Genomic DNA, 12,402 nt, shown 5'->3' with positions numbered 1-12,402 from the left:
AAACCGCAGCAAACCCGAATCTGCTTATTCCGTCCTGCAGCAAGGCCTTTTCGTGCGGTAGGGCTACAATTTCATTTTCCCAACTGAGCAAGCGCATCGCTCTGCCATGAAACCGCAAAAAACCGCAGCCAAGACCGTGAAAAACAAGACGAAACCAGCAGAGTCGGAGGTCGCAGTGACCGCTGGTTTCTCCCTGGAGCCGGTGTACACGGCCTTGCGCAAGCGCTACCCCGCGGCCGCACAGGCCGAAGCGGTGGCCTTCGCCACTGACTTCTACAAGCGCATGGAATCGGACGAGTTCCCGCACCACAGCGCTGAAGAGTGGGCCGCGCTCGCGGCTGAGACGCTGGAATTCGCCCGTGCCCGCAAGGCCGGCAAGGCCAACGTCCGCGTGTTCAATCCGACTGCGAAGGCCAACGGTTGGGAATCGCCGCACACCGTGCTGCAGATCGTCAACGACGACATGCCGTTCCTGGTAGATACCGTCACCATGTCGCTGGCCGAGCAGGGCGTCGGTGTCCACGTGCTGGGCCACCCGGTGCTGCGCTTCACCCGCGACAAGGCCGGCAAGCTGGTCAAGGTCGGCGAGGGCGATGCCGAGTCGGTGATGCTGCTGGAGATCGACCGCCAGCCGGCCGACGCCATGGCTGCCATCGAACAGGCCATCAACAAGGCGCTGGACGAAGTGCGTGCGATCGTGCGCGACTGGCAGCCGATGAAGGACAAGGCGCTGGCGCTGGCCGACGACCTCGGCAGCCGCCAGCTGCCGGTCGACGACGCATCGCGCAAGGAAGCACAGGAGTTCCTGCGCTGGGCCGCCGACAACCACTTCACCTTCTTCGGCTACCGCGAATACCGCGTCGAGAAGCAGGGCAAGGAAGAGGTGCTGGCGCCGCTGAACGACACCGGCCTGGGCCTGATGCGCGGCAAGGACAAGTCCGCCGCCCGTCCGGTCAAGACCCTGGCCGCGCAGGGCCTGAACACCACGTCCGGTCTGAAGGATGCGCTGATCCTGACCAAGACCAATGCCCGTTCGCGCGTGCATCGCGCTGGCTACATGGATTACATCGGCGTGCTGGAATTCGACGCCAAGGGCAAGATCATCGGCGAGCAGCGCTTCCTCGGCCTGTTCACCTCCAGCGCCTACAACCGCCGCCCGTGGGAAATCCCGCTGGTGCGCCAGCGCCACGAGCACGTGATGAAGCAGTCGGGCCTGGCCCCGGCCAGCCACAGTGGCAAGGCCCTGCGCCACATCCTGGAAACCCTGCCGCGCGAAGAACTGTTCCAGTCCAGCGAGGACGAACTGTTCCGCACCGCGATGGGCGTGCTGGGCCTGCAGGAGCGCGTGCGCAGCCGCCTGTTCCTGCGCCGCGACAAGTACAGCCGTTTCATCTCCGCGCTGGTCTACCTGCCGCGTGAGCGCTTCAACACCGACGTGCGCCTGCGCATCGAAGCGATGCTGAAGGACGCGCTGCACGGCGAGTACGTCGACAGCTCGGTGGTGCTGGGCGAATCGCCGCTGGCCCAGGTGCACCTGATCGTGCGCCCGAAGCCGGGTGAGATGCTCGACGTCGATACCGCCGAACTGGAGCAGAAGCTGGCCCAGGTGCTGCGCAACTGGCAGGACGACCTGCGCGAAGCGCTGGTGGCCCGCCACGGCGAGACCGAAGGCCTGCGCATCGCCGCTCGTATCGGCAAGGCGCTGCCGGCCGGCTACATCGAAGACAACAGCACCGCGGTTGCCGCCAACGATGTCAGCCAGCTCGACGCCCTGACCGGCCCGGACGACCTGCGCCTGAGCCTGCAGGCCGTGCCGCGCGAAAGCGGTGATGGCCTGCGCCTGAAGCTGTATCGCCAGCTGGACGACATTCCGCTGTCGGACGCGCTGCCGATGATGGAAAACATGGGCCTGCGCGTGATCGCCGAGCGTCCGTACCGCCTGTCGGTCGACAACGCCCCGGTGTACGTGCAGGACTTCGAGGTCGAGTCGACCGCCGGCGCGATCGATGCCGCCAGTGTCGATGAAGCCTTCGGCGAGACCTTCGCCCGCGTCTGGCACGGCGATGCCGAGAACGACGGCTTCAACCGCTTGGTGCTGGCTGCCGGCCTGCACTGGCGCCAGGTCGCCATGCTGCGCGGCTACTGCAAGTACCTGCTGCAGACCGGCGTGCCGTTCTCCCAGGCCTACGTGGAAGGCACCTTCGCGCGCTACCCGCTGCTGGCCCGCCTGCTGGTCGAGCTGTTCGAAGCCCGCTTCGATCCGGCCACCGGCCACGAGAGCAAGGACGACATCGCCGCCGGCCAGGCCCAGCTGAAGGCCCACTTCGACGTGCTGGCTGCCGGTGACGATGCCACCCTGAAGGTGCTCAAGACCGTGGTCGACGCCCGCAAGGGTGACCGCGACGCGCAGATGCAGGCCGCGCGCGATGCGCTGCTGAAGCTGATGGACCGCGTGTCCAGCCTGGACGAGGACCGCATCCTGCGCTCGTTCATGGGCGTGATCGACGCGACCCTGCGTACCAGCTACTACCAGACCGATGCCAACGGCCAGCACGGCCATGTCATCAGCTTCAAGTTCGATTCGGCGCTGGTGCCGGACCTGCCGAAGCCGCGCCCGTACCGCGAGATCTTCGTCTACGGCCCGCGCGTGGAAGGTACCCACCTGCGCTTCGGCGCGGTCGCCCGTGGTGGCCTGCGCTGGTCGGACCGTCGCGAAGACTTCCGTACCGAAGTGCTGGGCCTGGTCAAGGCACAGATGGTCAAGAACACCGTCATCGTGCCGGTCGGCGCGAAGGGCGGCTTCTTCGCCAAGACCCCGCCGGTGAACGGCGACCGTGATGCGATCTTCGCCAACGGCGTGGCCTGCTACAAGCTGTTCATCCAGGGCCTGCTGGACATCACCGACAACATCGTCAACAACAAGATCGTGCCGCCGGTGGATGTCGTGCGCCACGACATGGACGATCCGTACCTGGTGGTGGCCGCCGACAAGGGCACTGCGACCTTCTCCGACATCGCCAACGGCCTGGCCATCGCGCACGGCTTCTGGATGGGCGATGCGTTCGCCTCCGGTGGTTCGGTCGGTTACGACCACAAGGGCATGGGCATCACCGCACGCGGTGCGTGGGAGTCGGTCAAGCGCCACTTCCGTGCGCTGGGCCGTGACAGCCAGAGCCAGGACTTCACCGCGGTCGGCGTCGGCGACATGTCCGGCGACGTGTTCGGCAACGGCATGCTGCTGTCGCGCCACATCCGCCTGGTGGCTGCGTTCGATCACCGCCACATCTTCCTGGACCCGAACCCGGATGCGGCCACCACGTTCGTCGAACGTGAGCGCCTGTTCACCGTGCCGCGTTCGAGCTGGGCGGACTACGATGCCAAGCTGATCAGCAAGGGCGGCGGCGTGTACCCGCGCAGCCTGAAGTCGATCGAGATCACCCCGCAGGTGCGTGAAGCGCTGGGCCTGGACGAGAACGTCAAGGCGCTGTCGCCGAACGAGCTGATGAGCGCGATCCTGAAGGCACCGGTCGACCTGCTGTGGAACGGCGGCATCGGTACCTACGTCAAGGCCGCCAGCGAGCAGCACAGCGATGTCGGCGACCGTGCCAACAACGCGCTGCGCGTGAACGGTGGCGAGCTGCGCTGCAAGGTGGTGGGCGAGGGCGGCAACCTGGGCATGACCCAGCTGGGCCGCATCGAAGCCGCGCAGGCCGGCGTGCTGCTCAACACCGACTTCATCGACAACTCGGCCGGTGTCGACACCTCCGACCATGAAGTCAACATCAAGATCCTGCTCAACGATGTGGTGCGGGCCAAGAAGCTGACCGTCGAGCAGCGCAACAAGCTGCTGGCCTCGATGACCGATGAAGTCGCCGAGCTGGTGCTCAACGACAACTACCGCCAGAACCAGGCGCTGAGCCTGATGGAGCGGATGGCGGTCAAGCGCCTGGGCTCCAAGCAGCACTTCATCCGTACCCTGGAACAGCAGGGCCTGCTTGATCGCCAGATCGAGTTCCTGCCGTCCGATGCCGAGCTCTCGCAGCGCAAGGCGCGCGGCCAGGGCCTGACCCGTCCGGAGCTGTCGGTGCTGCTGTCCTACTCCAAGCTGGTGGCGTTCGCCCAGCTGCTGGATTCGGACATCCCGGAAGATCCGTACCTGTCCAAGGAACTGCAGCGCTACTTCCCGACCCCGCTGCAGAAGAAGTATGCCGACGCAATGGAGCGTCACCGCCTGAAGCGCGAAATCATCGCCACGGCCGTGACCAACCAGACCATCAACCGCATGGGCGCCACCTTCCTGATGCGCATGCAGGAAGACACCGGCCGTTCCATCGCCGAGGTTGCCAAGGCCTACACCATCAGCCGTGAAACGCTGGATGCACGCGCGCTGTGGGCGCAGATCGATGCCCTCGACGGCAAGGTGCCGGAGTCGGTGCAGATCGACGCCCTGGAAGTGATCTGGAAGCTGCAGCGCTCGTTCGTGCGCTGGCTGCTGTCGCGCCCCGGCGCGATGCCCGGCATCACCGAAGCGGTCAACCGCTACCAGGGCCCGTTCAACGACATCCGCGTTGCCTCGGGTGTGCTGCCGGATTCGCAGCGTCCGACCTACGAAGCCCTGGTGGCCGAGTGGAAGGAAAAGGGCCTGCCGTCCGCGCTGGCGCAGCAGCTGGCCGAACTGCACTTCCTGGAGCCGGCGTTCGACATCATCGAACTGGCCCGTACCCGCAAGCTGAAGCCGGTGGACGTGTCCAAGGTCCACTTCCGCCTGGGCGATGCCCTGCAGCTGCCGTGGCTGTTCGAGCAGGTCGATGCGCTGGAGGTCAATGGCCGTTGGCACGCGGTGGCACGTGGCGTGCTGCGTGACGAGCTGGCCGCCAACCACCGCAACCTGGCGGGCCAGGTGCTGGGTACCAAGGGCAGCAGTGCCGAAGCAAAGGTGGCGGCCTGGATGGGGCGCGACGACAGCAGCCTGCGCTTCACCCTGGCAATGCTGGCCGAACTGGCCGAGCAGAAGACCCTGGACTACCCGACCGTTTCGGTCGCGGTGCAGCGCCTGGGTCAGCTGGCCGCGCATGGTGCGTAAGCGCATTCGCGCTGAGGCCCCACGGTTTGCTCTGCAAACCGTGGGCCCCATGCCAACCATGCTCCCAGACCCCCGCGCCGTTGGCGCGCCCCCCTGACTCAGGGGGGCGCCTGATCTGCAGCAGTTGGAGGAACGGCCCCGCGAAAGCGGGGCCGTTCTGCATTGCCGGGTAGTGCCGGCCGCTGGCCGGCAACCGCATGGACCACAATCGGGTGCAGCTGCCGGCCAGCGGCCGGCACTACCGGGTATGCTCTTGCTGGCACACCCACCCGGATCCACCGATGAGCGACACCCCCCGCATCGCTTTCCTGGCCAGCGCCACCGAACCTGCACAGATGGCCCGCGCCGCGATGGTCTCGCGTTATGGCGATCACGCGCCGGAGCAGGCCGACGTGCTGTGTCCGCTGGGAGGCGACGGCTTCATGCTGCAGACCCTGCACCGGCATGGGCACCTGGGCAAGCCGGTGTTCGGCATGAAGCTGGGCACCGTCGGCTTCCTGATGAACCAGTACCGTGGCGACGACGACGTGCAGGCCCGCATTGCGCGTGCCGAACCGGCCAACCTGCGCCCGCTGGAAATGGTGGCGCTGACCGAGTCGGGCACCAGTACCGGTTCGCTGGCCTACAACGATGTCTCGCTGCTGCGCCAGACCCGGCAGGCCGCACATATCGGCATCGACCTCAACGGCCAGGAACGCGTGGCCGAGCTGATCGGTGACGGCGTGCTGGTGGCCACCCCGGCGGGCAGCACCGCCTACAACTATTCCGCGCATGGTCCGGTATTGCCGCTGGGCTCGCACACCATCGCGCTGACGCCGTTGGCCCCGTACCGGCCGCGTCGCTGGCGCGGGGCGATCCTCAAGGCCGATACCGAGGTGCGCTTCCGCGTGCTCGACCCGTACAAGCGCCCGGTCAGCGTCACGGCGGATTCGCACGAGACCCGCGACGTGGTCGAGGTGACCATCCGCGAGTCGAAGGACCGCCGCGTGACCCTGCTGTTCGACCCGGAGCACAACCTGGAAGACAGGATCCTGAGCGAACAGTTCGTTTTTTGAGGACAATGGGCGGCCGGCCCCGCCGACCGCTTGAAGGACCCCCACCGATGGGCGACAACTCCCCCCGTTTGCTGACCGTCGCGGTGACCTCGCGCGCGCTGTTCGACCTCGAGGAAAGCCATGCGCTGTTCGAAAGTGATGGCGTGGCGGCCTACGCCGAATTCCAGCGCCAGCACGAGGACGATATCCTCGGCCCCGGCGTGGCCTTCCCGGTGGTGCGCAAGCTGCTGGCGCTGAACCAGGGCGCCAGCCCGGAGAACCCGCGGGTCGAGGTGATCCTGCTGTCGCGCAACTCGGCCGATACCGGCCTGCGCATCTTCAATTCGATCCAGCACTATGGGCTGGGCATCATCCGCGCGACCTTCACCGCCGGCGAGCCGACCTGGCCGTACGTGAAGCCGTTCGGTACCGACCTGTTCCTGTCGGCCAACCCCGAATCGGTGCGCAGCGCGCTGCGTCATGGCATCGCGGCGGCAACCATCCTGCCCAAGCCGCCGGGCGAGACCGCTGCGGCAGCCGCCGACCAGATCGATACTGGTCGCCCGGCCGGCCAGCTGCGCATCGCCTTCGATGGTGACGCGGTGATCTTCGGTGACGAGAGCGAGCGCATCTCGCGCGAGCAGGGCGTGGAAGCGTTTGGCCGCCACGAGCGCGAGCGCGCCCGCGAGCCGCTCAGCGGCGGTCCCTTCCGTGGCTTCCTGTCGGCCCTGCATACGCTGCAGGAAGTGTTCCCGGCCGGCGAGAGCGCGCCGATCCGTACCGCGCTCGTGACCGCGCGTTCGGCACCGGCGCATGAGCGGGTGATCCGCACCCTGCGCGAGTGGGGCGTGCGCCTGGACGAGGCACTGTTCCTGGGCGGCCGTCACAAGGGCCCGTTCCTGCAGGCCTTCGGTGCCGACATCTTCTTCGACGATTCGCAGCACAACATCGACAGCGCCCGCGAGCATGTGGCCGCCGGCCACGTGCCGCACGGCGTCGCCAACGAGGGGTAGGGCGGACTCGACCGGTAGGTGCCAACCGTTGGTTTGCACTGCCTAGGACCCATGCCCACCAAGGTGGGCATCTACCACAGCCACATGCCCACCAAGGTGGGCATCTACCACAGCCACATGCCCACCAAGGTGGGCATCTACCAGAGCCACATGCCCCGGTAGTTGCCAACCTTGGTTGGCACTGCCGTCAGGCCACGGGTCCGATCAAGGGCTGCCCGACATTCCCAGCTGCAGGTCCACCACCTTCCAGCGCAGGCCCTGCGGCTCCAGCACCACCTTCAACGGTGGCTGGCCGGGGCCGCGATCGACGTCGATCACGAATCGGTCCAGTGCCTCGAAATGATGCTCGGCATGCTTCAGCGGCCGCGCCGGTTCGGTCGCACCGAAGGCATCGCCGCCCTGCAGTTCATTGCGGCCACGCTTCCACAGCACGTGGCCCTGCAGCATCGCGCCGATCCCGGTCGGGGTCACCATGGTCTCCACTGCGGCACCGCCAAGCTGGTCGCCCAGCCCATAGAGCAGGGCGCCGAACGGGCTGGATGCCACGTCGGGGCCGGCCTGGCGCACCAGGTAGTCGTTGAGCTGCGCACGCAGGCTGCTGCGCACGCGCGGGAAGTCGACGTAACGCTCCAGTCGGGCGGTGTCGCGCTGCTCGATGGCCTTGGACAGGCCATTGACGGTCATGTAGGGGCCGCCGAACCACCAGGCGGCGACGGCCAGGACCAGCAGCACAATGAGTGCGGTGAGTTTCTTCATGCCGACCAGACTGCCGCAATGGCGGCAGTGCCGGGTGAAGACTCAATGACTGGGCGAGCCACGGCCGTCACCGAAGGCATCGACCAGCTGTTGCCGTTCGGCCGGGGTCAGCGCTTCCAGCCGCGTCGCCAGCACCTCGTCGAGGCTGCGGGTACGGGTGGTGCCAAGGATGCCGCTGGCCACGCCGGGATGGCCCAGCGCATAGGCGAAGGCGGTCTGGGCCGGGCGTTGGCTGCGGATCGCGGCCACTGCCCGGCGCATCTGGCGGGCACTGCGCATCAGCTGCCGGCTGCTGGGCTTCAGCCAGGCGCGCGCCAGGTACCAGCCATCGGCCAGCCGTGGCAGGCGCGGGCGCGCGGGCAGCAGGTGGCCCTGCGCCAGCACGGTCCCGGCCAGCACGCCGATGCCCACCGCCTGCAACTGGTCGATCAGCGGTTCGCGGTCCTGCTGCAGGGCGTTGTAGTCCAGCAGCACCACATCGAAGGCGTCGGGATGGGCGATCATCCAGCGCAGGGTCGAGGCCGAGTGGGTGTTGATGCCGGTGTGCCGGATCAACCCGCGTTCGCGCAGGCGCTGCAGCGCGGCCAGCAGGTCATCGTTGATGTCGTGCTCGCTGGCGCCATGCAACTGGTAGATATCCAGGTGATCCAGGCCGAGATTGCGCAGCGAAGCCTCGCAGCTGGCGGTGATGGCTGCCGGCGAGAAATTGCGTTGCTCGGCGCCGCTGACGCCGGCCTGGCCGGTCAGCGTGCCGCCCTTGCTGGAAATCACCAGCGCGTCGCGCGGGTATTGTTTCAGCAACGTGCGCAGGATGCGGCCCAGCCGCGGCTCGGCGTGGAAACCGGAGTAGTTGTGGCCGGTGTCCAACAGGTTCACGCCCTGTGCCAGTGCATGCTCGACCACGTTCGCGGCCGATTGTTCCGGGAATCGGCGATGCCCCCAGAAGCCGGAACAGCCCAGGCCCACCGGCGAAACCGCCAGGCCGGTGCGGCCCAGCGTGCGGCGTTGCTGTGCCAATGGCATCAGAATTCCAGGTCCAGCGCCGCGCACAGGTAGTCGACGAACGGGCCGAGCGCGGCCAGATCCTTGCCCAGCGTGGACAGCAGGCGCGGACCGGTCATGGTGGCGTCGTCCAGCGAGCGCCACATCACCCAGTTGCGGTGCTTGAGGTCGTCGATGAACTCGAAGTCGGCGGGGAAGCCACGCGGCGGACGCACCAGCTTTTCGCTCTCCTCGAAATCGAAGCGCTTGCGCAGGCCCGGTGCGTGCGCGGCGGCCTTCCAGCTGCCCGGGTTGTCGAGGATGAAGTGGCGCACGCGGCGCTGGGTTTCCGGTTCCGGATGCCACAGGCCGGCACCGACGAAGCTCTCGCCCGGCTGCAGGTGCACGTAGAACGAAGGCGCGGCTACTTCACGGCGGCGCTCATGGAACAGGCGTGCGCCCTGCCAGGTCTTGTACGGTGACTTGTCGTTGGAGAAGCGCGCGTCGCGGTGGATGCGGAACAGCGAGCCGCCGACGCCGCGCGTATCGGCACGGAAGTGTTCGCTGACCTCGGCCAGGGCCGGTTGCAGGTCGCCCAGCAGGCGCAGGAACGGCTGCCGTACGTGGTCTTCATACTGCTGGCGGTGGTCGTTGAACCAGGCCTTGTCGTTGTGCCGCGCCAGGCTGCGCAGGAACCTGAAACTGGCGTCCGAGAAGTAGGTGCTCACAGTGTCTCCTGCAGGTGCTGGCCCCAGTCGCGCAGCGATTGCAGCAGGGCCTGGCGCCGCGCATCGTCGGGCGCTTCGGCGGCCAGTGCATCGAGCTGCTGCCGGTACTGGGGCAGGTTGAGTTCGCCCAGCCCGCCGTCGCCGAGCAGGCGCTGGCGGCGGTAATCCTGCCAGCGCTGGCGTTCCGCCGGCGCGAGGCTGTCGGGGTGGTTGCGCGCGCGGTAGCGGAACAGCAGCTCCGGCAGGCGCGGGTCGCGGAAACGGCCTTCCAGCGCGGCCAGCTGCTCGGGCGCGGTGGTGCGTGCCAGCGCAAGCAGCGGTTTGTCGCCGTTGCCGAGGAAACCGTCGTACAGCGAGGCATCGACGTCGGCCACGGTGGCGACGCGGGGCTGGTTGTAGACCTGGCGCGCCTTCTCGGCCAGCTGCGGGGCGAACGCGCGCAGCCGTTCCACCTTGGCCTCGATCGCGGCCACGTCCAGGCCGAGGCGCGCGTGGTCATCGGCGCGCAGGTGGTTCCAGGCGATCAGCGCTGGCACCTTGTTCAGATGCACTTCCTTCAGCGGCACCCGCGCCACGCCTTCGGGCAGCTCGCTGGCGCGCAGGTAAAGGCGCTGTGCGATCACCTCGGCCGGCAGTTCCAGCAGGTCGTCGATCTCGCCTTCCAGGTCGAACACGATCACCCGGTTGTTGATGGTGGGGTGCACGGCCAGCGGCAGTACTGGCGCCGCGCACAGGCGACTGGCCGGGTAGCGCATGGAAATGTGCAGTACCGGCTTCATCGCGGCCACGTCCAGCAGGCCGCCGACGAAGCGCTTGTCACGCAGCTTCAGCGCGTACTCCCACAGGCGCGGCTGCGACTGCTTGAACAGGCGTGCCATGCCGATGGTGGCACGTACGTCGGACAGCGCTTCGTGCGCATCGCCCTCGCGCACGTTGTTGGCCTCGGCCAGGTGCTCGAGCTTGAACGAGGTGGCGCCGTCCTCGCGCAGCGGCCACTTGATGCCGTCCGGACGCATCGCGCGCATCAGGCGCAGCATGTCCAGCAGGTCCCAGCGCGAATTGCCGTTGCGCCACTCGCGCTCGTACGGGTCGTGGAAATTGCGGAACAGCCCGTAGCGGACGAATTCATCGTCAAAGCGCAGCGTGTTATAGCCCAGCGCGCAGGTGCCGGGGCGCGACAGCTGTTCGTTGATGCGGTCGAAGGCCTCGGCCTCGCTGATGCCCTCGGCCAGGGCCTGCTGCGGGGTGATGCCGGTAACCAGGGTGGCCATCGGCGAGGGCAGCAGGTCATCGGCCGGGCGCACGAAGAAGCTGACCGGCGTATCGATCTCGTTGAGGTCGGCATCGGTACGGATCGCGGCGTACTGCGAGATGCGCGTGCGCCGCGGGTCCTGGCCGAAGGTTTCCAGGTCGTAGAACAGGAAGCTGTCGGCCATCAGTGCGCGCCCTCCAGGACCGGCAGCTGCGCGTGGATCTGCGCTTCCAGCGCGGCCCAGTCGATGTTGTCCAGTGAATCGTGACCGGTGGTGGCGGCCACCAGCATGTCGCGTTGCAGTTCGGTGCGGCGCAGCGCCTCGGCGTACGGTGTGTGCAGGAAGGTGACCATCGTGTAGTGCGGCACGAAGCGGGTCGGCCAGCGCCGCTGCAGTTCCTGCTCCAGTTCGCGCTGCAGCAGGAACGCAGGATCGGCGACACGGTCGCGCATCTCCAGGTAGTTCTCCAGCGCCATCTGCTGGATGGCACGTGCATTCGGCTTGCGCTCGGCTTCGAACGCGGCGAACGCGCCTTCCAGATCATCCGCTTCCATCAGGTGCCGGGCCAGCGCAACGCAGTCCTCGAACGCGCAGTTCATGCCCTGGCCGTGGAACGGCACCATCGCATGCGCGGCATCACCGATCAGTACGGCGCGACCGTGCTGGTGCCAGCGCTCCAGGGTGAGCGTGCCGAGCAGCCCCGGCGGGTGCTGTTCCCAGTCCGCGCGCAGGTTCGGGATCAGCGGCAGGGTGTCGGCGAACTCCCGCGCGAACAGCGCCTCGGCCTGCGCGCCGGTGTTGACCGTGGCGAAGCTGGGATCGCCCTGGTTGGGAAGGAACAGGGTGACGGTGAAGGTGCCTTCGTGGTTGGGCAGGGCGATGCACATGTAATGGCCACGTGGCCAGATGTGCAGCGCATTGCGCTCGATGCGGAAGCTGCCGTCGGCGGCCGGAGGGATCTCCAGCTCCTTGTAGGAGTGGTCGAGGAAGGCGATGTCCTCGCCCAGCGGGGCACGGCGGTTCATCGCCGCGCGCAGGGCCGAACCGGCGCCGTCGGCACCGATCAGGGTGTCGAAGCGGATGTCGTGCGGGCTGTCGTCGCGGTCATCGATGAAACGCGCGTAACCGGCGTCGAAATCAACGGTGTGCAGGCGCCGATGGAAGTGCACGGTGGCGCCGGCCTGCTCGGCCAGTTCCAGCAACGTGGTGTTCAGATCGCTGCGGTGGATCGACCAGATCACTTCGCTGTCATCACGGCCATAGCGCTGCAGCTGCGGTTCGCCGTCGCGGGGGTGCACCATGCGGCCGCGCATCATCACCGCGCGTGCCATCACTTCGTCCTCCACACCTGCCTGGCGCAGCGCATTGCGCCCACGCTCGGCCAATGCCAGGTTGATCGAGCGGCCACTCTCGTAATCAGCCACGCGCGGATCACCGCGGCGTTCGTACAGGGTGATGCGCCAGCCTTGCCGCGACAGCAGGATGGCCAGCAGGGACCCGGCCAGGCCGGCACCGATAATGCTCAACGAGCGGGAAGCATGTGCGATCAACGAA

8 protein-coding genes are annotated in these 12,402 nt (G+C 67.4%); 3 read left to right on the top strand and 5 right to left on the bottom strand.

What is annotated here, in order from left to right; all coding sequences use genetic code 11:
- Positions 1 to 106: 106 nt before the first annotated feature.
- The 3 genes from AC5P7F_RS01005 to AC5P7F_RS00995 all read left to right on the top strand — a co-directional run bounded on the left by AC5P7F_RS01005 (position 107) and on the right by AC5P7F_RS00995 (position 7,130).
- Positions 107 to 5,083 carry an NAD-glutamate dehydrogenase gene (locus AC5P7F_RS01005; RefSeq protein WP_046431556.1) on the top strand — a complete coding sequence of 1,659 codons (4,977 nt, stop codon included), beginning with the start codon at positions 107 to 109 and terminating at the stop codon, positions 5,081 to 5,083.
- A 281-nt stretch (positions 5,084 to 5,364) separates the two neighbouring features.
- Positions 5,365 to 6,138 (top strand): NAD kinase, encoded by a 774-nt coding sequence (locus tag AC5P7F_RS01000; RefSeq protein ID WP_032962058.1) that lies wholly within the window; start codon positions 5,365 to 5,367, stop codon positions 6,136 to 6,138.
- A 47-nt stretch (positions 6,139 to 6,185) separates the two neighbouring features.
- On the top strand, positions 6,186 to 7,130 hold the full coding sequence (locus AC5P7F_RS00995; RefSeq protein WP_005410242.1) for a 5'-nucleotidase: 945 nt from the start codon (positions 6,186 to 6,188) through the stop codon (positions 7,128 to 7,130).
- A gap of 204 nt (positions 7,131 to 7,334) precedes the next feature.
- On the opposite strand, the gene AC5P7F_RS00990 is transcribed toward AC5P7F_RS00995, so the two are convergent.
- Genes AC5P7F_RS00990 through AC5P7F_RS00970 form a run of 5 tightly spaced genes read right to left on the bottom strand, consistent with a single transcriptional unit; the run spans position 7,335 to position 12,398 of the window.
- Complete coding sequence (locus tag AC5P7F_RS00990; RefSeq protein WP_014647672.1) at positions 7,335 to 7,886, bottom strand: DUF2939 domain-containing protein; 552 nt, start codon at positions 7,884 to 7,886, stop codon at positions 7,335 to 7,337.
- 42 nt (positions 7,887 to 7,928) lie between these two features.
- Positions 7,929 to 8,909 (bottom strand): aldo/keto reductase, encoded by a 981-nt coding sequence (locus AC5P7F_RS00985; protein WP_164077093.1) that lies wholly within the window; start codon positions 8,907 to 8,909, stop codon positions 7,929 to 7,931.
- Entirely contained in the window at positions 8,909 to 9,595 is a 687-nt protein-coding gene (locus tag AC5P7F_RS00980; protein ID WP_032962055.1) for a DUF2461 domain-containing protein, read from the bottom strand. The genes AC5P7F_RS00985 and AC5P7F_RS00980 overlap by 1 nt, the downstream gene beginning before the upstream one ends.
- On the bottom strand, positions 9,592 to 11,031 hold the full coding sequence (sbcB, locus tag AC5P7F_RS00975; RefSeq protein ID WP_164077092.1) for an exodeoxyribonuclease I: 1,440 nt from the start codon (positions 11,029 to 11,031) through the stop codon (positions 9,592 to 9,594). Before sbcB ends, AC5P7F_RS00980 begins: the two co-directional genes overlap by 4 nt.
- A complete protein-coding gene (locus tag AC5P7F_RS00970) occupies positions 11,031 to 12,398 on the bottom strand; it encodes an FAD-dependent oxidoreductase (protein ID WP_014647668.1) in 1,368 nt (455 codons plus the stop codon). Before AC5P7F_RS00970 ends, sbcB begins: the two co-directional genes overlap by 1 nt.
- Positions 12,399 to 12,402 lie beyond the last annotated feature (4 nt).

The sequence above is a fragment of the Stenotrophomonas sp. YJH_SMC_105-26 genome, assembly GCF_059368915.1.
This window is presented reverse-complemented; position numbering and strand designations above follow the sequence as displayed.